The following is a 24,144-nucleotide window of genomic DNA, read 5'->3' on the forward strand; positions in this document are numbered from 1 at the left end:
CAGGAGAATGCGACAGGACGTCGCTTAGCGGGTAAAAACGGGGCCTTAGGATAATCCCGAGGCCCCATTTTAGCTACTGATTAGTGCAGATCCAGCACATCGCGCATGTCATACAGACCCGGCGCACGCCCATCCAGCCACAGCGCGGCACGCACCGCCCCCTTGGCGAATGTCATGCGGCTGGAGGCTTTGTGCGTGATTTCCAGGCGCTCGCCTTCAGTGGCGAACAGCACGGTGTGATCACCGACGACATCGCCACCACGAACGGTGGCAAAACCAATGGTGTCACGCGCACGCGCGCCGGTATGACCTTCACGCCCGTACACCGCCACCTTCGACAAGTCGCGACCCAGGGCATCAGCGATAGCCTCACCCATGCGCAACGCGGTTCCCGACGGCGCATCGATCTTGTGGCGATGATGGGTCTCGATGATTTCGATATCCGCCTCATCGCCCAGCACGCGCGCCGCCAGATCCAGCAGCTTGAGCGACAGGTTCACGCCCACGCTGAAGTTGGCGGCAAACACGATGGGAATATCCTTGCCCGCCTCGACCAGCAACTGCTTCTGCTCAGCGCTCAAGCCGGTGGTGCCGATCACCATGGCCTTGCCCGCCTTGCGGCAGAACGCCAGGTTTTTCAGCATCACGTCCGGCAGCGTAAAGTCGATCAGCACGTCGAATTCGTCCGCCACCTGCTCCAGATTGCCGGACAACGACACCCCGATACGCCCCAGCGAAGCCAGCTCACCGGCATCGGCGCCGATCAGCGTACTGCCTGGGCGAACGATCGCCGCGGTCAGGCCAGAGGCCGGCGAGCGCTGCTGTACCGCTTCGATCAGGGTTTTACCCATGCGCCCGGCAGCGCCCATTACGGCTATACGTCGCATACTCAATTCCTTACAAGTCGCCGAAGAAGCGCTTCACGCCATCGAAGAAGCCCGTGGTTTTCGGCGAGTGGGAGTCGTCACCTTCCAGCGAACTGCGGAACTCTTCGAGCAACTCGCGTTGGCGACGGCCCAGGTTGACCGGCGTTTCCACCGTGACACGGCACATCAGGTCGCCCGCACCGCCACCACGCACCGGCGCCACGCCTTTGCCACGGATACGGAACTGCTTGCCGGTCTGCGTCCCCTCAGGGATCTTGAGCTTGACTCGACCATCCAGAGTCGGAATTTCCAGCTCGCCGCCCAGGGCCGCATCAACGAAGCTGATCGGCACTTCGCAGAACAGGTGCTTGCCGTCGCGCTGGAAGATCGAGTGCTCGCGCACATTGATCACCACATACAGGTCACCCGTCGGGCCACCCTGGGTCCCCGCCTCGCCTTCGCCCGACAGGCGAATGCGGTCACCGGTATCCACGCCCGCCGGCACTTTGACCGACAGGGTTTTGTACTCTTCGGCACGCCCTTCACCGTGGCAGGAATCGCACGGGTCAGAAATGATCTTGCCTTGGCCTTGGCACCGCGGGCAGGTTTGCTGCACCGAGAAGAAGCCCTGCTGCATGCGGACCTGACCGATACCACCGCAGGTCGGGCAAGTGATCGGCGAGGAGCCTTTCTTGGCCCCCGAACCGTCGCACGGCTTGCAGTTGACCAGCGTCGGCACGCGGATATTGACGCTGGTGCCGCGCACGGCTTCTTCCAGGTTCAGTTCCAGGGTGTAGCGCAGGTCGCTGCCGCGCTGGGCACCGCCACGCTGACCACCGCGGCCACCGCCGAAGAAGTCGCTGAACACATCGCCGAAAATATCGGAGAAGTTCTGGCCGCCGAAGCCGGCACCGCCGCCACCCATGCTCGGGTCGACGCCGGCGTGACCGTACTGGTCGTAGGCCGCACGCTTGTTGGGATCACACAGGCATTCGTAGGCCTCGTTGGCCTCTTTGAACATTTCTTCGGATTCTTTGTTATCCGGATTACGGTCCGGGTGGTGCTTCATCGCCAGGCGACGGTAAGCCTTCTTCAGGTCCGCCTCGCTGGAACCGCGCTCCACACCCAATACTTCGTAATAGTCACGCTTTGCCATAAGTCTTTGCACTCTTAAGGACGTTCAGCCAGACCCTCCTGAGCCTTGCCGAACTCGTTGAGCCCCAATACAGGCCCGGACCCAACTCACGTCAATTCAACGATCCTGGTCATAACAGCTTTCAGCCAGGGACCCGGCCAAAAACGCGGTGACTGTCGCCGGAAAGCAGGAGCATTCCCGATCACACCGCCAGCATCCGAGCCTTGTCGCATGCTGTAAAAATTCGCATACCCCAGACACGCCAACGCGGGAGCAAGCTCCCGCGCGGCGACATCCTACCAGTCACCGCTTGATAGCGGTCAACCGGCCAAGCAGATTACTTCTGCTCTTTGACTTCTTCGAACTCGGCATCGACAACGTCATCGTGCTTGGCTTCAGGCTCTGCCTGATGCGCAGCACCGTCAGCTGGCTGACCTTGCTCGGCGTACATTTTCTGAGCAACCGGCGCGGAGACCTTCGACAGTTCCTCAACCTTGGCTTCGATGGCAGCCTTGTCGTCGCCTTTAACTGCGGCTTCCAGGGCAACCAAGGCCGCTTCGATTGCGGTCTTCTCTTCGGCAGTCACTTTGTCGCCAGCTTCAGCGATCATTTTGCGCGTCGAGTGAACCAGTGCGTCGCCCTGGTTACGGGCAGCCGCCAACTCTTCGAACTTCTTGTCAGCCTCGGCATTGGTTTCCGCATCACGAATCATCTGCTGAATTTCTTCATCAGACAGACCGGAGTTGGCCTTGATGGTGATCTTCTGCTCTTTGCCGGTAGCCTTGTCTTTGGCGCCTACGTGCAAGATGCCGTTGGCGTCGATGTCGAAGGTCACTTCGATTTGTGGCACGCCACGTGGTGCTGGTGGAATCTCGGCCAGGTCGAACTTGCCCAGGGACTTGTTCTGCGCCGCTTGCTTACGCTCACCTTGCAGCACGTGAATGGTCACGGCGCCCTGGTTGTCATCGGCCGTCGAGAACACTTGCGATTTCTTGGTAGGAATCGTGGTGTTTTTCTCGATCAGCGCAGTCATCACGCCACCCATGGTTTCGATACCCAGGGTCAGCGGGCTGACGTCCAGCAGCAATACGTCTTTCACGTCGCCGGCCAGTACCGCACCCTGGATGGCAGCACCCATGGCAACAGCTTCGTCCGGGTTCACGTCTTTACGTGCTTCTTTGCCGAAGAACTCGGTCACCAACTTCTGAACCAGTGGCATGCGGGTCTGACCGCCGACCAGGATCACGTCGTTGATCGCACTCACTTCGATGCCGGAGTCTTTCAGCGCGATGCGGCAAGGTTCGATGGTGCGCTGAACCAGGTCTTCAACCAGCGCTTCCAGCTTGGCGCGCGAGATCTTCACGTTCAAGTGCTTAGGACCGGTAGCGTCTGCAGTGATGTACGGCAGGTTAACGTCGGTCGACTGAGCCGAAGACAGCTCGATCTTGGCTTTCTCGGCAGCTTCTTTCAGACGCTGCATGGCCAGCGGGTCACCCTTGAGGTTCATGCCGCTTTCTTTCTTGAACTCGTCAACGAGGTAGTCGATCAGACGGATGTCGAAGTCTTCACCACCCAGGAAGGTGTCGCCGTTGGTGGCCAACACTTCGAACTGGTGCTCGCCGTCAACTTCCGCGATTTCGATCACGGACACGTCGAAGGTACCGCCACCCAGGTCATAAACGATGACAGTGTGGTCGCCCTTGGCCTTGTCCATGCCGTAGGCCAGAGCGGCTGCGGTTGGTTCGTTGATGATACGTTTTACGTCCAGGCCCGCGATGCGGCCGGCGTCTTTGGTCGCCTGGCGCTGGCTGTCGTTGAAGTAGGCCGGAACGGTGATCACCGCTTCAGTCACCGCTTCACCGAGGTAGTCTTCGGCGGTTTTCTTCATCTTTTTCAAGATTTCAGCCGAGATCTGTGGCGGCGACATTTTCTGGCCGTTCACTTCAACCCAGGCGTCACCGTTGTCAGCCTTGGCGATTTTGTAAGGGACCATCTTGATGTCTTTCTGTACGACTTCTTCCTCGAACTTACGCCCGATCAGACGCTTCACCGCGTACAGGGTGTTGTGCGGGTTGGTCACCGCCTGACGCTTGGCCGACTGACCGACGAGGATTTCGCCATCGTTGGCGTAAGCAATGATCGACGGCGTAGTACGCGCGCCTTCGGCGTTTTCGATGACTTTTGCAACGCCGTTTTCCAGCACGGAGACGCAGGAGTTGGTGGTCCCCAGGTCGATACCGATAATTTTGCCCATGATTTACTCTCCCGAAACTTGAATTTGGATGCCGCAGCAGTGGTGGCTAACTGCGGTAGCACTTAAACGCTTGACTTATAAATGGGGGCCTTGCGGCGTATTTCAAGCCTGCTCATCAATCGAAGGTGAAACCGGTGCAGGCGCCTTGCTGACCACGACCATTGCCGGACGCAGCAGGCGACCGTTGAGCTGGTATCCCTTCTGGAATACTTTCAACACGCTGTTTGGCTCAAGGTCATGACTTTCCTGCATCGCCATGGCCTGGTGATGCTCGGCGTTGAACGGCTCGCCGCCTTGCGGATCGACAGCCTCCAACTGATAACGCTTCAGGGTGTCCTGGAACATTTTCAGGGTCAGCTCGATACCTTCACGCATCGGGCGGATGTTTTCGTCATCCGGGTTGGACAACTCAAGGCCGCGCTCCAGGCTGTCGATGATCGGCAACAGATCACCGGCGAATTTTTCCAGCGCGAACTTGTGGGCCTTTTCTACATCCTGCTCGGCACGGCGGCGGACGTTCTGCAGATCGGCGGCAACACGCAAAGATTGATCCTGCGCAGCGGCCAATTGCTCTTCGAGCACTTGCACACGAGTCGCCAGCTCATCACCGGCAGCCGAATTGGCGTCTGGAGTTTGCGTATCCTGCGTCTGTTCGTCAGCCATAGATTTCTCCTTTCAAAATCATGCGCGAACTCAACTCGCGCTTCTGTTCCGGTATATGGGGCCACAATTTCCAGGTTCAAGGGTGCGGGCGTCACCAAAAGTCTTTCATCTGATCCAGATCAATTCCGACCCATTCATTCCTCTTCGCACTAAAAAAAACATCGAAGCAAGCAAATCGAGCTAAGCGCCAGGATTGTCAGCCCGGAACAAAACACTGTATAAATAACCAGACCTAAAGCCTGGGAGCGGCCGTCATGCTCGTGCACCTGTCCGTACATAACTACGCCATCGTTGAACATCTGGATCTCGAACTGGATCGCGGGATGAGCGTAATCACAGGCGAAACCGGCGCCGGCAAGTCGATCATGCTCGACGCCCTCGGCCTGACCCTGGGCGACCGCGCCGACAGTGGCGTGGTACGCCCCGGCGCAGACAAGGCCGACATCCTGGCGACCTTCGACCTGGCGGACATCCCCGAAGCCGAAGCCTGGCTTGCCGAGCGCGACCTTAATAATGAAGGGCCGTGCATCCTGCGCCGGGTCATCACCGCCGAAGGCCGCTCCCGTGGCTACATCAACGGCACGCCCTGCCCGCTGGGTGACTTGAAGGCCCTGGGCGAGCTGCTGATCGATATCCACAGCCAGCACGAACACCAATCCCTGCTCAAAACCGACACCCATCGCCGCCTGCTCGATGAATACGCCGGCGCCACCGACCTCGCCCGCCAGGTCCAGCTCGCCGCCCAACGTTGGCGCCAGACCCGCCTGGAACTGGAGCGCCTCTCCAATTCCGGCGACGAGCAACGCGCACGCCACCAATTGCTCAGCTATCAACTCGAAGAGCTGGAAAGCCTTGGCCTCGGCGAAAGCGAGCTGGAACAGCTTGAGCAGGAACACAAGAACCTCACCAACGCCGAAACCCTGCTGGGTATTTGCCGCCAGGTGGTGGAGCAATGCAGCGAGAGCGACTCGGGCAATGTGCTCAATGCACTGACCGTCAGCCTCAATCGGCTGTCCAGCGTGAACAATGCGTCCGGCTCGCTGAATGAAGCCACGACCTTGCTGACCAGTGCGCAAATCCAGGTAGAAGAAGCCGTAGGCGAACTGAACCGTTTCCTCGATCACTTCGACGCCGACCCGGCACGCCTGCAGGAAATAGAAGAACGCCTGGACACCATCTACACCCTGGCGCGCAAACATCGGATCCAGCCGACTGAAGTGGCAACGATGCAGCAGAAGCTGCTGGATGAAATCGAAACCCTGAACGCGAATGACGAGTCCATTGAGCGCCTGGGCGACGAACTGGCTTCTTTCGCCCGCCATTACCAAGAGAAGGCCCGCGAACTGAGCGATCTGCGCCATCAAGCCGCCACGAGCCTGGCCAGCGCGGTCGAGCAGGAAATCCAGCGCCTCGGCATGCCCGGCGGCCGCTTCACCATCGAACTGCACAGCAATACCAGCGCCGAACTGCAGCCCCACGGCCTGGAACAGGTAGAACTGCTGGTCAGCGCCAACCCAGGGCAGCCGCTCAAAGCGCTGGCAAAAGTCGCCTCCGGGGGCGAACTATCGCGGATCAGCCTGGCGATTCAAGTGATCACCGCCCAAACCTCACGGGTTCCGACGCTGGTCTTTGACGAGGTAGACGTTGGCATTGGTGGCCCGACCGCAGAAATTGTCGGCCAACTGCTGCGTCGCCTGGGGGATCGCGGCCAGGTGCTGACGGTTACCCACTTACCGCAAGTAGCCGCCCAAGGGCATCAGCATTTGTTTGTACACAAAGTACGCGGCAGCGATGCGACGCATACGGCGGTGTCCAAGCTGAACAAGTCGGAACGCGTGGAGGAAGTCGCGCGCATGCTCGGCGGTATCGACCTGACCAAGGAGTCCCTGGCCCACGCGAAAAAAATGGTGGTGGCGGCGAAGGCCTGACCGAACCGGCAATTTTCTCTCTTGTAGAAAGCACGAAGGCGACCCAGGGGTCGCCTTCAATCGTTCCGCAGAGCGAATCTGCGTCGATTTTTACTTTTTCTTACGTACGTAAAGAACCAAATTGTGGTCCGACAACTCGTAGCCATGCTCCTCGGCAATTGCCTTCTGCAACCGCTCGATTTCCGGGTTGGTGAATTCGATAACCTCACCAGTGTCCACGTCGACCATGTGGTCGTGATGACCACCATCAGCCAATTCGAACACTGCGTGACCGCCATCGAAATTATGACGAACCACCAGCCCCGCGGCTTCAAACTGGGTCAGCACGCGGTAAACCGTGGCCAGGCCAACGTCCTCATTGGACTCCATCAGCGCCTTGTAAACATCCTCGGCACTCATGTGGCGCTGCTCAGCAGAATCGAGCATTTGTAGAATCTTGACGCGTGGCAGAGTCACTTTAAGACCGGCTTTGCGTAGTTCGCTATTTTCAACCATGGTTAGCTTTCTCGCGGATGCTGCTTCGCAGCTTCTCTTAATACGGGTATGATCGGCGTTTACGTTGTCCCAGCCAAGATAGTGGAAGTCGCCCACCGATGCAAAACACCAAGCTCTTGCTAACCAGTTTCACCTTTGTGGGACTGCTCGCACTCGCCGGTTGTTCATTCCCCGGGGTTTACAAAATCGACATCCAGCAGGGCAATGTCGTCACGCAGGACATGATAGACCAGTTACGCCCGGGAATGACCCGACGGCAAGTACGGTTTATTATGGGCAACCCCCTGCTGACTGACACTTTCCACGCCGATCGCTGGGATTATCTCTACAGCATCCAGCCTGGGGGCGGTGAACGCCAACAGGAGCGCGTCAGCGTCATCTTTAATGGCAATGATCAACTGGTCAGCCTGTCCGGCGATTTCATGCCCGGCGTAAGCCGCGATGAAGCCTTGCTGGGCAAGGATAACGGCACCAACGTGACTGCGCCTGCGCAGGAAGCCGAGAAGCCGAAATCCGAAGTACCGGCCAAGCCTGGCTCATTGCTCGACAAGATCCAGAAAGACGTCGACCGCGTACAAACAGTTCCAGTCCCGACGCCACAGCCTCTGGACACCAGCCCGCAGTAAGTTTGCGGCGCTCGATAAAAAGCCCGGCATGCCGGGCTTTTTGTTGCCTGCAGATTCGCCGGCCTATGAACCCTGTTGCTTGGCCAACGCCGCCTTGGCCGCACGCAGCCGCCGCACTTCTTTGGGGTCGGCCAGCAGCGGGCGGTAGATCTCGATACGATCACCTGACTGCACGGTGCAGGTATCGGGGTCGACCACTGCCTTACCGAATACCCCCAACGGGCAATCAGCAAGGTTCACCTCAGGAAAGTGCGTAGCAATCCCCGACGCCTGCACCGCAGCCCGCAGGCTCGTCCCCGCTGGCACCGCGACCGCCACCAACACCTGGCGATCCACGCCGGCATACACCACTTCAATCTCAACCATGCAGTTGCTTGGCTCGCTGACAGAATGCGTCGACCAGGGTATTGGCCGCCTGATTGAACAAAGGCCCCAACGTCGCCCGCACAATGGGCCCCGCATAATCGAAGGACAGATCCAGGCTGATCTTGCAGGCTTTCTCGGTCAACGCCTTGAACACCCAGACACCATGCAATTGAGTAAACGGCCCTTCCTGCAGATTCATTTCAATGGACTTGCCCGGCACCAGGACATTGCGTGTCACAAAGTGCTGGCTGAGCCCCCCCTTGGCCACCCCGACACTGGCAACCATGTGCTCATCACTGCCTTCCAGCACCTCGGCGGTCGAGCACCAAGGCAGGAATTCCGGGTAACGCGCCACGTCGTTGACCAGGTCATAAAGCACCTGGGCCGGATAGGGCAGCAGGGCCGAACGTTGAATATGCGTCGTCATGTGAGCGTTATTTCCACAGCTGAGCGGCAAACATCGCGAAAGAACAACCCGATCCGCGAGAGAAAAAAACCAAAGAACTGCCGGTATTGTCCGGGATTCGTCCAACACGCTCAAGCACGCAGGTTGACCGTAGCCGACACGCTCGCAACGCCCTATAATGCCGCCCCTATGGCTAAACAAAAGAAACACCCCACAGGGACCATCGCGCAGAATAAAAAAGCGCGACACGATTACTTCATCGAACATCGGTTCGAGGCTGGTCTGGTCCTGGCCGGCTGGGAAGTAAAAAGTCTGCGTGCCAGCAAGCTGCAACTGGTCGACAGCTATGTGCTGCTCAAGGATGGCGAGGCATGGCTGCTCGGCAGTCATATCACCCCGCTGACCACCGCGAGCACGCACGTGATTGCCGACCCGGTACGCACGCGCAAGCTGCTGCTCAATGCCCGCGAACTGGACAAGCTCGCCGCTGCCGTACAGCAGAAAGGCTATGCCTGCGTCTGCCTGTCCTGGTATTGGAGCAAGCATCTGGTCAAGTGCGAGATCGCACTGGGCAAAGGCAAGAAGGAATACGACAAGCGTGACACCGAGCGCGAGCGCGATTCCGACCGTGAACTGCATCGCGCCGTGCGCAACAAGGGCAAGGAAGAATAATCCTTGCGCCGCTGTAGCCTAGGGCGCTTCGCCCCTGGCTACATGCCCTTGCGCCGCGCCGCCCGGGCCACGCGCTGAACTTCCTGACGTACCTCCTCCAACACCTCCTGCACATACAACAGGTGACGTGTTGAGACTTCCCGCGCTTGCTCGGCCCGCCCCTCGATGATCGCCAGGTACAAGTCCCGGTGCTGACTGATCAGCATATCGCGGGTTTCCGTGCGCTGCTGGTACATGCCGCCAATGTTGGTCACCACGTTCCGCTTGAGCAGGTCGAACAACCCGCGGATGGTGTGCAACAGCACAGCATTGTGGCTGGCCTCGGCAATGGCCAAGTGAAACCGCGCATCCGCGGCCCCCTCCTCTGCGCGGCTGACCTTATCGTCGCGCGCGTAACAATCCTGTAGCGCTTCAAAGGCTGCCGTCAGCCGCTCACGGTCGACTTCGGTAGCGCGCAATGCCGCGTAATAGGCACAGGACGCTTCGAGGGTTTGGCGAAACTCCAGCAAATCACGCTGCGCCTCGGGATTGTTTTCCAGCAGGTGCAACAACGGATCGCTGAACGTCGAGCCCAACGAATCAGACACATAATTGCCACCGCCCTGGCGACTGACCAGCAACCCCTTGGCCGCCAGTTTCTGGATCGCCTCACGCAGCGAGGGGCGCGAAACGCCGAACTTTTCAGCCAACGCGCGCTCGGCCGGCAAGCGCTCGCCCGATTTCAGCGTGCCCTCAAGGATCATGCCCTCAAGCTGCTCGACAATATCGTCAGACAAACGGCGCTGACGCACCTGATCAAACCCCATAACTCTCTCTCCACGATCCCGACCACTCGCCGGGGCCTCTATTCTGGCCTATCGCAACGCTTGCAGCACCCATCAGAACATCTTCGATTGATGCGATCAGAGCGCCCGCCCTCCCGCTTAAGACCAAAGTTTCGCAGGCGGCAAATTGACACATCCCTGCCTAGGCTTTTACTCTAGCCAACAGCGGCTGTAAATTGGTATTACCAATTATCCAAGCCGACTAAAATGTGCCTGACCAACAACAATTAGGGGCCACCCCATATGCAAACCTGGCAACAGCTCTACAGCCCGCTCGGCAGCCTCGGCCTGTCCGCACTGGCCGCCGTTATTCCAATCGTATTTTTCTTCCTGGCTCTGGCCGTGTTTCGCCTTAAAGGCCACGTCGCCGGCAGCATCACGCTGGCGCTGTCGATCCTGGTGGCGATCTTTGCCTTCCAGATGCCGGTAGACATGGCACTGGCCGCTGCCGGCTATGGCTTTGCCTACGGCCTGTGGCCCATCGCCTGGATCATCGTCGCTGCGGTATTCCTCTACAAACTGACAGTCAAGAGCGGCCAGTTCGAGATCATCCGCAGCTCGGTACTGTCGATCACCGACGACCAACGCCTGCAGGTCCTGCTGATCGGCTTCTGCTTCGGCGCCTTCCTGGAAGGTGCCGCCGGCTTCGGTGCTCCTGTGGCGATTACCGCCGCGCTGCTGGTCGGCCTGGGCTTCAACCCGCTGTACGCCGCCGGCCTGTGCCTGATCGCCAACACCGCGCCCGTCGCCTTCGGTGCCCTCGGGATTCCGATCATCGTCGCCGGGCAAGTGACCGGCATCGACGCATTCAAGATCGGCGCCATGACTGGTCGCCAATTGCCACTGCTGTCGCTGTTCGTTCCGTTCTGGCTGGTGTTCATGATGGACGGCCTGCGCGGCGTGCGCGAAACCTGGCCGGCCGCCTTGGTGGCAGGCTTGAGCTTTGCCATCACCCAATACTTCACCTCCAACTTCATCGGCCCGGAACTGCCGGACATCACCTCGGCCCTGGCCAGCCTGGTTTCCTTGACGCTGTTCCTGAAAATCTGGCAACCCAAGCGCACCGCTGGCGCGCAGATTGCCGGTGCGACCTCCAGCGCAACGATCACCGCCAGCGCCGGCGGCTTCGGCCTGCCACGCAGCACTGTCGCTTCGCCCTACAGCCTGGGGCGAATCTTCAAAGCCTGGTCGCCGTTCCTGATCCTGACCGTGCTGGTGACCATCTGGACCCTCAAGCCCTTCAAGGCGATGTTCGCCGCAGGCGGCTCGATGTACAGCTGGGTGTTCAACTTTGCGATCCCGCACCTGGACCAACTGGTGGTCAAGGTTGCGCCTATCGTGACCAACCCGACGGCCATCCCCGCGGTATTCAAACTGGACCCGATTTCAGCGACCGGCACTGCGATTTTCTTTTCCGCGCTGATCTCGATGCTGGTATTGAAGATCGACATCAAAACTGGTCTTACCACTTTAAAAGAGACCTTCTACGAACTGCGCTGGCCGATCCTGTCCATCGGCATGGTGCTGGCGTTCGCGTTCGTCACCAACTACTCGGGCATGTCCTCGACCATGGCATTGGTCCTGGCCGGCACCGGCGCAGCCTTCCCGTTCTTCTCGCCGTTCCTCGGCTGGCTGGGGGTTTTCCTGACAGGCTCCGACACCTCGTCCAACGCCCTGTTCAGCTCGTTGCAAGCCACCACCGCCCACCAGATCGGTGTCAACGACGTCCTGCTGGTCGCGGCAAACACCAGCGGTGGCGTGACCGGCAAGATGATTTCGCCGCAATCGATCGCTGTGGCCTGCGCCGCTACCGGCCTGGTCGGCAAGGAATCCGACCTGTTCCGCTTCACCCTCAAGCACAGCCTGTTTTTCGCCACCATCGTCGGGCTGATCACACTGGCCCAGGCCTACTGGTTCACCGGCATGCTGGTGCATTGAGACCACAGGTAATCACGCAATAACCGACGCCGAACCGCGATTTCGGCGTCAGCTCTCCACAACCCTTCTGCCGGGCCGCTGAACACGCTGCGGCCCTGACGGACGGACAACCGGGACCACCCGGAGAACGCGCCTGATGAGCGAGCTTTTTTACAACGCCGTGCCGAATGCCACCCGTGTCGCGCCGCCTCTGGCCGAGCCACGCGAATACCCCCACGAAAAACCGCAGAAGGTCTACCTGTTCGGCACCTGCGTGGTCGATCTGTTTTATCCCGAAGCCGGCATGGACGCGATCCACCTGCTGGAACGCGAAGGGATCTGCGTGGATTATCCCCAAGGGCAAAGCTGCTGCGGGCAACCGGCCTACACCTCGGGCTATACCGACCAGGCCCGACAAGTGGCACGCGCGCAACTGGCGCTGTTCGCCGGCGACTACCCGGTGGTGGTGCCATCCGGCTCCTGTGCCGGCATGTTACGTGAGCACTACGCCGACCTCTTCAAGGACGAACCCGACACCCTCAAACAAGTGCAGGCCCTCGCGGCCCGGACTTATGAGTTGGCGGAGTTCCTGTTGTTCGTGTGCAAGGTGCAACTCAACGACAGCGGGGCGCCGGTCAAGGTCGCCCTGCACACGTCGTGCTCCGCGCGTCGGGAAATGAACACCCACCTTCACGGCCGCGAACTGCTGGCCCAATTGCGCAATGTCGAACGCGTCGACCACAGCCACGAAAGCGAATGCTGTGGCTTTGGTGGGACGTTCAGCGTGCGTATGCCAGACATTTCCGGCGCAATGGTGGCCGACAAGACCCGAGCCTTGCAGGACTCCGGCGCCCATCAAGTACTGAGTGCTGATTGCGGTTGCCTGATGAACATCAATGGCGCCCTGGAGAAACAACAGGCGGCCTTACGCGGGCAACACCTGGCCAGCTTTCTCTGGCAACGCACCGGGGGTGAACGATGAACGCCGCGCTGATTCCCACCGTCGAGGTGTCGGAAGACTTCCGCACCCGCGCCCACCAGGCACTGGGCGACGCGCAACTGCGAAACAACTTTCGCAATGCGATGGATTCCCTGATGAGCAAACGGGCGGCGTCTTTCAGCGACGCCCACGAACGCGAACACCTGCGCGCCCTCGGTAACGCGGTGCGCGCCCGCGCCCTGTCGAAGCTGCCCGACCTGCTCGAACAACTGGAAGCCAACCTGACCCGAAACGGCGTGACCGTGCATTGGGCAGAAACGGTTGAAGAGGCCAATGCGATCGTGCTGTCGATCATCCGCCGGCGCGAAGCCACGCAGGTGATCAAAGGCAAATCCATGGTCAGCGAAGAGATGGAGATGAACCACGTACTCGCCGCCCAAGGCATCGAATGCCTTGAGTCGGACATGGGTGAGTTTATTGTTCAACTCGACCATGAGAAGCCGTCCCACATCATCATGCCGGCGATCCACAAGAACGCCAGCCAGGTCGCGTCGCTGTTCCATGAAAAACTCGGCGTGGAGTACACCAAGGATGTCGACCAGTTGATTCAGATTGGTCGCCGCGTGCTGCGGGAAAAGTTCTTCGAAGCGGATATCGGCGTCTCCGGCGTCAACTTCGCCGTGGCCGAAACCGGCACGCTGCTGCTGGTGGAAAACGAAGGCAACGGGCGTATGTCGACCACAGTGCCACCCGTGCATATCGCCGTGACCGGCATCGAGAAGGTCGTGGAAAACCTGCGCGACGTGGTGCCGTTACTGTCGCTGCTGACCCGCTCCGCGCTCGGCCAGCCGATCACCACCTACGTCAATATGATCTCCGGCCCGCGCAAGGCCGATGAGCTCGACGGCCCCGAAGAAGTCCACCTGGTGCTGCTGGACAACGGACGCAGCCAGGCGTTTGCCGACAGCGAATTGCGTCAGACGCTCAACTGCATTCGCTGCGGCGCATGTATGAATCATTGCCCGGTGTATACCCGAATCGGTGGCCACACCTACGGCGAGGTCTACCCCGGCCCTATCGGAAAAATCATCACACCGCATATGGTCGGCCTGGCAAAAGTACCGGACCATCCCAGTGCGTCTTCGTTGTGCGGTGCTTGTGGAGAAGTGTGTCCGGTAAAAATTCCGATCCCGGCCTTGCTACGCCGTCTGCGGGAAGAGAACGTAAAAGCGCCGGATAGCCCACACCCCGTGATGCGCGGCCAAGGCAGCAAGTATTCGCGCCAGGAGCGGTTCATCTGGAACGTCTGGGCCAAGCTCCACAGCTCACCGACGCTGTACCGCCTGTTCACATTCGCCGCCACGCGCCTGCGTGCCCTCGTACCGAACAACGTCGGGCCATGGACGCAAAACCATAGCGCGCCTAAACCCGCCGCCCGTTCGCTGCATGACCTGGCACGCGAGCATTTGGCCAAACAGGGAGCGCGTTGATGAGCGCCAAGCAAAATATCCTCGGCAAATTGCGCCACAGCCTGACGGGCACAACACCAGTGCCCGACAACTTCGATGAGGCCCTGGTCACACAGATCTACACCTACCCGCCAGAGCAGCGCATCGCACAATTGCGCAAGCTGATGGAGGCGGTGCATACCGAGATCCACCTGACCCGCGGCGCCGAATGGCCAGCTTTACTCGCGCAGCTGCTGCAAAAACGCGAGCTGCCCAGCCTGCTCATCGCGCCGACAACCGAGCATGGGCGGCGCATCACCGAGCACTGGTCGAACCATCCGCAATTGCCGCAGCTCAAAGCCTACGACCGCCCTGTGGAAGAATGGAAAGCCGAGCTGTTTAATGACACACCGGCCAGCCTGACCACGACCCTCGGCGCCATCGCCGCCACCGGTAGCCTGATTCTGTGGCCCACGCGGGAAGAACCGCGACTGATGAGCCTGGTGCCGCCGGTACACTTTGCACTGCTCAAGGCCAGCGAGATTTACGACAACTTTTATCAGGTCCAGCAGCAATTCGCCTGGGCCCAAGGCATGCCCACCAATGCCCTGCTGGTGTCCGGCCCGTCGAAGACCGCTGACATCGAACAAGTTCTGGCTTATGGCGCCCACGGTCCGAAGGACCTGGTGGTGCTGATCCTGGAGGACCAATGAGTCTGCCTGCCGCTTTCCTTGCTGACGTCGCACAGCTGATCCCGAAAATTCGTCGCTTCGACGACCCACTTTCCACCTTGGCATTTGGCACAGACGCCAGTTTTTACCGACTGATCCCACAGCTGGTGATTCGCGTCGAGTCGGAAGACGAAGTCGTGGCGCTGCTGAAACTGGCCCAGCGCGATCATGTTCCGGTGACCTTCCGCGCAGCGGGCACCAGCTTGTCCGGGCAGGCCATCAGCGATTCGGTGCTGATCGTACTGGGGGACAACTGGAACGGCCGCGAAATTCGTGGGCAAGGCACGCAGATCCGCCTGCAACCCGGCGTGATCGGCGCCCAGGCCAACGCCTGGCTGGCGCCATTCGGGCGCAAGATCGGGCCGGATCCGGCGTCGATCAACGCCTGCAAAATCGGCGGCATCGTCGCCAACAATGCCAGCGGCATGTGCTGCGGTACGGCGCAAAACACCTACCATACCCTGGCCGGGATTCGCCTGGTGCTGGCCGACGGCAGCCGCCTGGACACCGAAGATGCCGCCAGCGTCGCAGCATTTCGTCAGCAGCACGGCGCGCTGCTTGAACGCCTGGCCACACTCGGGCGGGAGACGCGGGCAAACGCTGAACTGGCCGCCAAAATCCGCCACAAATACCGTCTGAAAAATACCACCGGCCTGTCACTCAACGCCCTGGTGGATTTCGATGAGCCGCTGGATATCCTCAGCCACCTGCTGGTGGGCTCCGAAGGCACCCTGGGCTTTATCAGCGCAGTGACTTACGACACCGTCATCGACCACCCGAACAAAGCCTCGGCGCTGATCGTATTCCCCGATGTCGAGACCTGCTGCAATGCGGTGACCGTCCTGAAAACCCAACCGGTCTCAGCGGTTGAGCTGCTCGACCGACGCAGCATGCGTTCGGTGCAGGACAAACCCGGCATGCCCGCCTTCGTACAACATCTATCGGAAAATGCCTGCGCACTGTTGATCGAATCCCGTGCGGCATCGCCCTCTTTGCTCCAGGAGCAACTGGCGCTGATCATGGCGTCCCTGGCGGCGTTTCCGGTGGAAAAACAGGTCGACTTCACCGAAGACCCGGTGGAAAACGCCCGCCTGTGGGCGATCCGCAAAGACACCTTCCCCGCCGTCGGCGCCGTGCGCAAAACCGGCACTACGGTGATCATCGAAGACGTGACGTTCCCGGTCGAGCAGTTGGCCATCGGCGTTAACCGTTTGATCGAGCTGTTCGACAAACACCACTACGACGAAGCCATCCTTTTCGGACACGCTCTGGAAGGCAATCTGCACTTTGTGTTCACCCAAGGCTTCAACAGCAGCGAAGAAGTCGCACGCTACCAAGCGTTCATGGACGACGTCGCCCAACTGGTGGCCGTAGAGTTTGGCGGCTCACTGAAAGCCGAGCATGGCACCGGCCGCAACATGGCGCCGTTCGTCGAGCTGGAATGGGGCAGCGACGCCTATCAACTGATGTGGCAACTCAAGCGCCTGCTCGACCCCAACGGTATTCTCAACCCGGACGTGGTGCTCAGCGAAGATCCGCAGATCCACCTTAAACACCTCAAGCCGCTGCCTGCCGCCGACGAGCTTGTGGATAAGTGTATCGAGTGCGGTTTCTGCGAGCCGGTATGCCCGTCGAAAGGCCTGACCTTGAGCCCGCGCCAGCGCATCGTGATCTGGCGCGATATCCAGGCGAAGAAACGCGCCGGCATCGACACCACTGAACTGGAAACGGCCTACCACTACCAGGGCATCGACACCTGCGCCGCCACCGGGTTATGCGCCCAGCGCTGCCCTGTGGGAATCAACACCGGCGACTTGGTGAAAAAACTCCGGGCCCGCGACGCCGACCATACGAAAACCGCCGAATGGTTGGCCACCCACTTCGCCACTGCGCTACAAGGCGCGCGCTTTACCCTGCACGTCGCCAACGGCGCACGCATGCTGTTGGGCGCGCCGCGCCTGGCCAAGTTGTCGGCCACAGTGAGCAAGTTGTCCAAAGGACAAATCCCACAATGGACCAACGCCATGCCGCAACCGGAAAAAGCCATTCGCTTCAGCCCGGCAGTGACCGATGAGCGGCCACGCGTGGTCTACCTCGCGGCATGCGTCTCACGCGCCATGGGCCCGGCGGCTGGCGATAAAGAGCAAACGTCGCTGTACGACAAAACCCGCGGCCTGCTGGAAAAAGCCGGCTACCAAGTCGTCTTCCCCGACAACCAGGACAACCTGTGCTGCGGCCAGCCTTTCGCCTCCAAGGGCTATGCCGAACAGGCCGAACACAAACGCCAGGAACTGATCGGCGCGTTGCTCCACGCCAGCCGCGGCGGCCTCGACCCGATCTACTGCGACACCAGCCCCTGCACCCTGCGCCTGGTGCAAGACCTGGGCGAAACACGCCTGGACCTGTACGACCCGGTACGATTTATCCGCACGCACCTGATGGACCGCCTCGACTTCATACCGCAGGAAGCACCGATCGCCGTACACGTCACTTGCAGCACCCAGCACCTCGGGGAAAGCCAGGCCCTGATCGACCTGGCCCGCCGCTGCGCGAAAACCGTGGTGATCCCGGAAGGCATCCACTGCTGTGGTTTTGCCGGCGACAAAGGCTTCACCACCCCGGAACTCAACGCCCACTCCCTGCGCTCGCTGAAAGACGCCGTGCAATATTGCAGCGAAGGCATCTCCACCAGCCGCACCTGCGAGATCGGCCTGAGCCAGCATGGCGGCATCGATTACCACGGGCTGGTCTACCTCGTGGACCGCGTAACCCGACCGAGGGCGCACTAATCGTGCATAAAAACAGAACCCCAGCGCAGCGGCGTAGTCATCTGCATAGGCCTCGGCGATCGAGGCTCATCAGTGATGTCGCTGGCAGCCCTTGAACGCCAGCAACGTCGAGCCCTTTTTCGCAAGGAGATACCCTTATGAAGCATTCCGCTCTTGCTGGCGTGTTCATTGCCGCTGCGATGCTGGCCTCACCGGCGTTTGCCGCCGGAAAAACCGACCAGCTTTGTCAGATTAATCTCGACAAAATCAACAACGGCAAAGCCCTGCTCGCCACCGACACCACTGGCAAAAGCGGCGAAATCGACACCGCCGTGTCTCAAGCCAAAGCCGCCCAAGCAGCAGGTGATGACAAGAGGTGCATAGAGATCACGTCCAAAGCCCTGCAAGACCTACAGAACAGCGACAAAGGCGCCAATCAGTAACACCCCGACGCTCATGGCCAACCTTCGGGTTGGCCTTCTGTGACCGTTTGGCGTACACTGCACAGGCTTGTCACTCACTAAGAAACAACGAGTTACAAGCACGGGGCCGTTTAGGATTCGACGCCGGTCGCGAAACTTTAGGTGCATGCCGAGTTGGTAACAGAACTCGTAAATCCACTGTTGCAACTTTCTATAGTTGCCAATGACGAAACCTACGGGGAATACGCTCTCGCTGCGTAAGCAGCCTTAGCCCTTCCCTCCTGGTACCTTCGGGTCCAGCAATCATCAGGGGATGTCTGTAAACCCAAAATGATTGTCATATAGAACAGAATCGCCGTGCAGTACGTTGTGGACGAAGCGGCTAAAACTTACACAACTCGCCCAAAGCACCCTGCCCGTCGGGTCGCTGAGGGTTAACTTAATAGACACGGCTACGCATGTAGTACCGACAGCGGAGTACTGGCGGACGGGGGTTCAAATCCCCCCGGCTCCACCACTTGATCAAAAAAAGACGTCCACGGACGTCTTTTTTTGTGCCTGAAATCCAGTGAAATCAAGGGTTTCAACGCTACTGGGCTCCTCAACGGTTTTTTGAGTTCCAGCCGTTTGGGTATTCCAAATGGTATTCCAAGCTCTCCGGTGCTATTTTTTGGAATACCAAAACGGTGTCAGAGGTAGCTCTCATGCCTGCTCCAGCCCTCCGCCTCTCTGACCGCCAGCTCAAGGCAGTCAAGGCAAAAGACAAGGATTACGTCCTCAGCGATGGTGACGGCCTTCAGCTCCGGGTCAGGAGCAATGGCTCGATGCTGTGGAACTTCAATTACCGCGAGCCGGTAACAAAAAACCGTATCAATATGGGGCTGGGCACGTACCCAGAGCTCTCGCTAGCGAACGCCAGGAAGAAAGTGGTGGAAGCACGCGAGCTGCTTGCACAAGGCATTGATCCCAAAGTGCAACGCAATGCACAGGACGAAGCCAAACGAGCGGAGACGGAACACACGTTTGAAAACGTGGCCACCGCCTGGTTCGAGCTGAAGAAGGACTCCGTCACGCCGGCGTACGCCGAAGACATTTGGCGATCGCTCACGCTGCATGTATTTCCAGACCTGAAAACAACGCCGCTCTCGAAAATTACCGCACCGATTGTCATCGAACTGCTTCGCCCAATCGAGGCCAAAGGCAGCCTCGAGACAGTGAAGCGATTGAGCCAACGGCTCAACGAGATCATGACCTACGGGGTGAACTCCGGGTTGATTTTCGCTAACCCCCTCAGTGGCATTCGGGCGGTATTCAAGAAACCCAAAAAACAGAACATGGCCGCGCTACGACCCGATGAGCTTTCCGAGCTCATGATCGAAATCGCGAACGCCAGCATCAAGCGGATCACCCGCTGCCTGATCGAATGGCAACTGCACACCATGACCCGTCCTGCCGAAGCGGCTACCACCCGCTGGACAGATATCGACTTCGACAAACGCATCTGGACCATCCCTCCGGAGCGCATGAAAAAGCGTCGTCCGCATACCATCCCGCTGACCGAACAGGCACTCGCGTTATTGGAGGCGCTCAAGCCCCACAGTGGTCACAGGGAATACGTGTTCCCGGCAGATAGAAATCCGCGCACCCACGCCAATAGCCAGACCGCCAACATGGCGTTGAAACGCATGGGCTTCCAGGACCGCTTGGTCAGCCACGGCATGCGCTCCATGGCCAGCACCATCCTGAACGAGCATGGATGGGATCCGGAGCTGATCGAAGTCGCGCTGGCGCATGTCGACAAGGACGAAGTCCGAAGTGCCTACAACCGAGCGGACTACATCGAACGCCGGAGACCGATGATGGCTTGGTGGAGTGAGCACATCCAGAAAGCGGCCACTGGCAACCTGTCGGCATCTGCGATCAATCAAACCAGGGACCGCAACGTCGTGCCGATACGCTGAGGACTCACCGGATGGCGACAACGGCGACAACCCGCGTAATCCGTGGCGCGCAGCGTGGCGACAGAAGTGGCAAATGTCGCCAAGCGCTTAGCCAAACGCTACAACCCCGACGCCAGCGCAAACCGGGCAGTGCCCATGATTGAGTCAGTCGCCATCAGGCTGCCGCACTGCGTTTGATTGAGGCGATCACCGAAATGATCGCGTTGGCATCCGCGTCGCCAAACGCACCGTCTAATCCCTCGTGGTGCAGCGCGGTAAAAGGCGGTTCATATAGTTGACCCGCTTCCATCACGCCCTGCCGGGTTAGACGCTCAATGATCATTTCAACAAAACGAATCTGCTGACTGCTGTAGCGGTTCTCGTCGAGGAATTGACCGAAAGCCTCTTTTGCGGCATTGCGATCCAAGCCTACCAATGATCGGATCAACAGTGTCAGCGGTTGGTCAGTGCCGTAGCACTGTTCGAACTGCTCGCGACTCTGAACCGGTTCCGACTCGTAGACAAAATGCTCCAGCTCGCTCAGATCGCTCGGCGTCAGCGGCCGGTTAAACTTGAGCTTGGCAATGGCCACATGGTTCTCATTGCCACGGATATAGGCTTCGACCTTTTTCTTGTATTGCTCCAGGTTGATGCCGGTATTGAAATCTTTCAGGTTGACTACAGTCGCCTCGCCAATCTCGTCGCTCAGCACACTATAAACGGGGTTGCTCGGACGGCGTTCGATAAACTTGATCAGCTCACGCATCTTGCGCCGCAGTTGCTCAAGCATCGGCAAGCGGATGTCCTGCCAGTACTCGTCGGTTTGCACGTCCTGAAGCAACGCAAGTTCAGCATGCACTGCCGGAATGCTGTCCATCACTTCTAACTGGCTGGCCAGCTCGACCACCTTGTCACGATACGTCACGAAGTCGCTGGTCGAGCGAAGTAACGCCAGCTGCAAATTCAGGCACAGGAGATCGAACAACTTGGCGGTGATGTGCTCAGGAGCGCGCTCACTCGGCAAGCCGGCGACGTGACTGCGCAGATCACCCAGCGCTGCATCATCCAGCGCATTCCAAACTTCACGCTCGGCAAAGCGGGTTACGTGCTCAAGTTCGGTACGTACGATGAAGTTGTCCTTGTTCATCGCCGCGACTTCGTCGTGCAGCTCGTCGGTCAACTCCCTGCGCAGCTCAACAAAGGCATCGTACCGGCCTCTGGTTTCCGCCAGATCAACAGGCTCGCGAACGTCCTTCGGCGCTAACAACGACAGCAGATCCAGCCGCGCTTTGAACAACCGCTTGCCTAGCGGTTCGGCCTTACCGCCCAAAGCGCCTTTAGGGTTTTCGTTGAAGTATTCGAAGTTGGCGCAGAAATCGAAGATGGCGAACTCGCGCTTGTGCACACCCGGCGCAAACAGGTCCGGGCATAGGCGCGTGCCGCGGCCGATCATCTGCAAGAACTTCACCTTTGAGCGAACGGCCTTGAAGAACACTAAATTCAGCACCTGTGGCACGTCGATGCCGGTATCGAGCATATCCACGGAAATGGCGATCTGCGGCTGCTTGTTCAGCTTGCTGCTGAAGTCATCGATCAGAGTCTGCGCATAATTCACCGCATGGGTGATAACCCGGGCAAACGCCCCCTTAAAGTGCGGGTAATGATGATTGAAGCGCTGGGCGATAAAATCGGCGTGCTTTTGATTCACTGCAAAAATAATGGTCTTGCCGAGCTTGTCCCCACCCTCCACGGTCAGGCCATTTTGCATCAAGTGCTTTAGCATCAGGTCAACGGTTGGCTCGTTGAATAACTGCTTGTTGATCTCAGACGCCAGCACCTCGGTAGGTGCATCACCTTCGGCACTGTAATCGCCCCAATCCAGCGACTCCCAGTGCTCTTTCTCATCATCGCTGAGCTGGTCGTAACGGATGCCTTCGCGAACAAACTTGATCGGCACCGAATAAGCCTTGGGCGGCACCAGATAACCATCATCCACCGCTTCATTCAGGCCGTAGGCATCGGTCGGCACACCGGTTTCCAGACCAAACAGGTGATAGGTATCGCGATCCACTTCGTCACGCGGGGTAGCGGTCAGGCCCACTAGATAACTGTCGAAGTAACGGAAAATCGCGCCGTACTTCTGGTAAACACTCCGGTGCGCCTCGTCGATCACGATCAGGTCGAAATGGCCTACGCCGTACTTGCGACGGTCGCCCTCCATCTGGTCGATCAAACCCATCATGGTCGGATAGGTGCACAGATACACCCGACCTTGGCCATTTTTGTCGGTGACCAGATTGACTGGGCTGGAGTTCGGCAGGAACTCCTTGAAGGCACTGGCGGCTTGATTGACCAAGGCCACCCGGTCCGCCAGAAACAGCACGCGTTTGACCCAGTTGCCACGCATCAGTAGTTCGATCAGGGCAATCGACATTCGCGTCTTGCCGGTGCCGGTGGCCATGGTTAGCAAACCGGCGCGCCGGCCCTGACTGAGTGACTCAGTCATCGCCCGAATCGCCCGGTGTTGATAAGTCCGCTCGACAATCTCGCTATTGATCGGCAGCTCGCTCAGCTTGTTTTGCAGGCTGCGCCGCTGAATCGCCAGTTCCAGCTCATCGCGAGTATAAAACCCCTGTACCTCACGTGGCGGCGCACGGCGGTCATCCCACAGCCAGGTGTGGTTGCCGTTGCTGTAGAAAATCAGCGGCCGCTGGCCTTTCTCGGCCTCCAAGCAATCGGCATACAGCTTGGCTTGTTGCTGGCCCACGTCCGGGTCTTTCAGGCTGCGTTTGGCTTCCACCACCGCCAGCGGTTTACCGTTCGCCCCCCACAGCACGTAATCGACAAACCCCTCGCCCTGCGCGTTGGGCATGCCGCTGACTGGTACTTCGGCGTCGGCGTTTTTGCCCACTTCCCAACCGGCCTCGCGCAACAGCACGTCGATAAACAACCGGCGGGTATCGGCCTCGTCGTAATCGTGGCTATCGGGTACAGCAATATTGTTGGCCTTGGCCTGGGCCAGTGCCGCACGGGTGGCGACCAGTTCGGCATCCAGCTTCGCCAGCAAGGCTTCGCGTTCGCTCAGGCTTGCAGCCTGTTCGGCAATCGCTGCCTCGCGGGCTTCCAGAGTGCCGTGCTGCGCAGCGATCTGTTGCTGGAACTTGGCTTCCTGCTTCTTCAATTCATCGCGGGTAAAGGCCGCCGCATCGCTAGCACTGACCAACTGCGGCACGCGCTTTTCGTCAAACGCCGCATCGATGCTCTTTGGGTCGCTTTTTCGGGTATAAGTCCGAGCCAGCCAGAACAGCAGATGAAACAGCTCTCGCACCAGCTTCATTGCATCGCTGTAGCTAATCGGCTGATTGGCGTGCACCGCCTGATTGCCGAACTTCTGAATCAGCCGCGCCTTTTGATGAATTTGCGGCGGCAGCAGTCGCACAAATTCGACCTGAGTCAGCAGCAGGTTAAGGCCATTGTCGTAAGGCATGCGCAGGTCGCGGTCATGCTCGTACAGCCAATGCACAGCCTGTTCTAGGGCATGGCGGGTGCGCATGCAGCAGGCACGCGGGTCGGAATACACCAGCTGTTCCGCGCCCTTGGCCGGCTCAAACAGGGTTTTGAATTCGGGGATGAGAAATTCAAAGTTGCTCATATCAACCTACCGCCTTCTGTGAGTCCATTTCGGCCAAGCGACGTTCGCAGGAGCTGTCGAAACGACAGGCGGTGCGGGCGGGGAAGAATTG

19 protein-coding genes and 1 other RNA gene are annotated in these 24,144 nt (G+C 59.3%); 11 read left to right on the forward strand and 9 right to left on the reverse strand.

Annotation, left to right across the window (positions count from 1 at the left end):
* Window positions 1–80: 80 nt before the first annotated feature.
* The 4 genes from dapB to grpE all read right to left on the reverse strand — a co-directional run bounded on the left by dapB (window position 81) and on the right by grpE (window position 4,918).
* The gene (gene dapB / locus C8K66_RS16855) at window positions 81–887 is read right to left on the reverse strand and encodes a 4-hydroxy-tetrahydrodipicolinate reductase (RefSeq protein WP_026140082.1); all 807 of its coding nucleotides are present in this window, start codon (window positions 885–887) and stop codon (window positions 81–83) included.
* A 10-nt stretch (window positions 888–897) separates the two neighbouring features.
* A complete protein-coding gene (dnaJ, locus tag C8K66_RS16860; protein ID WP_108525437.1) occupies window positions 898–2,022 on the reverse strand; it encodes a molecular chaperone DnaJ in 1,125 nt (374 codons plus the stop codon).
* A 316-nt stretch (window positions 2,023–2,338) separates the two neighbouring features.
* On the reverse strand, window positions 2,339–4,255 hold the full coding sequence (dnaK, locus tag C8K66_RS16865; protein WP_017847410.1) for a molecular chaperone DnaK: 1,917 nt from the start codon (window positions 4,253–4,255) through the stop codon (window positions 2,339–2,341).
* Between the two features lie 102 nt (window positions 4,256–4,357).
* Window positions 4,358–4,918: a nucleotide exchange factor GrpE gene (gene grpE / locus C8K66_RS16870; protein ID WP_017847409.1), complete on the reverse strand. Its 561-nt coding sequence runs from the start codon at window positions 4,916–4,918 to the stop codon at window positions 4,358–4,360.
* A 254-nt stretch (window positions 4,919–5,172) separates the two neighbouring features.
* Between grpE and recN the strand changes: the two genes are divergently transcribed.
* Window positions 5,173–6,846 (forward strand): DNA repair protein RecN, encoded by a 1,674-nt coding sequence (gene recN / locus C8K66_RS16875; RefSeq protein ID WP_046382039.1) that lies wholly within the window; start codon window positions 5,173–5,175, stop codon window positions 6,844–6,846.
* A gap of 90 nt (window positions 6,847–6,936) precedes the next feature.
* Here the strand turns inward: recN and fur are convergent, their stop codons facing one another.
* Window positions 6,937–7,341: a ferric iron uptake transcriptional regulator gene (gene fur, locus C8K66_RS16880; protein WP_046385174.1), complete on the reverse strand. Its 405-nt coding sequence runs from the start codon at window positions 7,339–7,341 to the stop codon at window positions 6,937–6,939.
* A gap of 98 nt (window positions 7,342–7,439) precedes the next feature.
* Here fur and C8K66_RS16885 point away from each other — a divergent pair, with 98 nt between their 5' ends.
* Entirely contained in the window at window positions 7,440–7,967 is a 528-nt protein-coding gene (locus tag C8K66_RS16885) for an outer membrane protein assembly factor BamE (RefSeq protein WP_046382038.1), read from the forward strand.
* A 63-nt stretch (window positions 7,968–8,030) separates the two neighbouring features.
* Here the strand turns inward: C8K66_RS16885 and C8K66_RS16890 are convergent, their stop codons facing one another.
* Window positions 8,031–8,333: an RnfH family protein gene (locus C8K66_RS16890; RefSeq protein WP_108525439.1), complete on the reverse strand. Its 303-nt coding sequence runs from the start codon at window positions 8,331–8,333 to the stop codon at window positions 8,031–8,033.
* A complete protein-coding gene (locus C8K66_RS16895; protein ID WP_046382036.1) occupies window positions 8,326–8,760 on the reverse strand; it encodes a type II toxin-antitoxin system RatA family toxin in 435 nt (144 codons plus the stop codon). Before C8K66_RS16895 ends, C8K66_RS16890 begins: the two co-directional genes overlap by 8 nt.
* Before the next feature lie 168 nt (window positions 8,761–8,928).
* Here C8K66_RS16895 and smpB point away from each other — a divergent pair, with 168 nt between their 5' ends.
* On the forward strand, window positions 8,929–9,411 hold the full coding sequence (gene smpB, locus C8K66_RS16900) for an SsrA-binding protein SmpB (RefSeq protein WP_017847403.1): 483 nt from the start codon (window positions 8,929–8,931) through the stop codon (window positions 9,409–9,411).
* A 38-nt stretch (window positions 9,412–9,449) separates the two neighbouring features.
* Here smpB and C8K66_RS16905 read toward each other — a convergent pair whose 3' ends face one another.
* On the reverse strand, window positions 9,450–10,217 hold the full coding sequence (locus C8K66_RS16905) for an FCD domain-containing protein (RefSeq protein ID WP_017847402.1): 768 nt from the start codon (window positions 10,215–10,217) through the stop codon (window positions 9,450–9,452).
* 261 nt (window positions 10,218–10,478) lie between these two features.
* Between C8K66_RS16905 and C8K66_RS16910 the strand changes: the two genes are divergently transcribed.
* The 8 genes from C8K66_RS16910 to C8K66_RS16945 all read left to right on the forward strand — a co-directional run bounded on the left by C8K66_RS16910 (window position 10,479) and on the right by C8K66_RS16945 (window position 20,422).
* Entirely contained in the window at window positions 10,479–12,173 is a 1,695-nt protein-coding gene (locus C8K66_RS16910; protein WP_017847401.1) for a lactate permease LctP family transporter, read from the forward strand.
* 136 nt (window positions 12,174–12,309) lie between these two features.
* Window positions 12,310–13,134 carry a (Fe-S)-binding protein gene (locus C8K66_RS16915; protein WP_046382035.1) on the forward strand — a complete coding sequence of 275 codons (825 nt, stop codon included), beginning with the start codon at window positions 12,310–12,312 and terminating at the stop codon, window positions 13,132–13,134.
* Window positions 13,131–14,582 (forward strand): LutB/LldF family L-lactate oxidation iron-sulfur protein, encoded by a 1,452-nt coding sequence (locus C8K66_RS16920; protein ID WP_108525441.1) that lies wholly within the window; start codon window positions 13,131–13,133, stop codon window positions 14,580–14,582. The genes C8K66_RS16915 and C8K66_RS16920 overlap by 4 nt, the downstream gene beginning before the upstream one ends.
* Window positions 14,582–15,253, forward strand: coding sequence for a lactate utilization protein (locus tag C8K66_RS16925; RefSeq protein ID WP_057005461.1), 672 nt, complete (start codon window positions 14,582–14,584; stop codon window positions 15,251–15,253). Before C8K66_RS16920 ends, C8K66_RS16925 begins: the two co-directional genes overlap by 1 nt.
* The gene (locus C8K66_RS16930) at window positions 15,250–18,060 is read left to right on the forward strand and encodes an FAD-binding and (Fe-S)-binding domain-containing protein (protein WP_046382032.1); all 2,811 of its coding nucleotides are present in this window, start codon (window positions 15,250–15,252) and stop codon (window positions 18,058–18,060) included. The genes C8K66_RS16925 and C8K66_RS16930 overlap by 4 nt, the downstream gene beginning before the upstream one ends.
* 137 nt (window positions 18,061–18,197) lie before the next feature.
* Entirely contained in the window at window positions 18,198–18,482 is a 285-nt protein-coding gene (locus tag C8K66_RS16935; RefSeq protein WP_017847396.1) for a hypothetical protein, read from the forward strand.
* A gap of 102 nt (window positions 18,483–18,584) precedes the next feature.
* Window positions 18,585–18,978, forward strand: a transfer-messenger RNA (tmRNA) gene (gene ssrA, locus C8K66_RS16940).
* 187 nt (window positions 18,979–19,165) lie between these two features.
* Window positions 19,166–20,422, forward strand: coding sequence for an integrase domain-containing protein (locus C8K66_RS16945; protein ID WP_108525443.1), 1,257 nt, complete (start codon window positions 19,166–19,168; stop codon window positions 20,420–20,422).
* Window positions 20,423–20,576: 154 nt separating this feature from the next.
* Here the strand turns inward: C8K66_RS16945 and C8K66_RS16950 are convergent, their stop codons facing one another.
* The gene (locus C8K66_RS16950) at window positions 20,577–24,053 is read right to left on the reverse strand and encodes a DEAD/DEAH box helicase family protein (RefSeq protein WP_108525445.1); all 3,477 of its coding nucleotides are present in this window, start codon (window positions 24,051–24,053) and stop codon (window positions 20,577–20,579) included.
* Between the last annotated feature and the right edge of the window lie 91 nt (window positions 24,054–24,144).

This window comes from Pseudomonas sp. GV105 (genome assembly GCF_003058185.1).
Taxonomy (GTDB): Bacteria; Pseudomonadota; Gammaproteobacteria; order Pseudomonadales; family Pseudomonadaceae; genus Aquipseudomonas; species Aquipseudomonas veronii.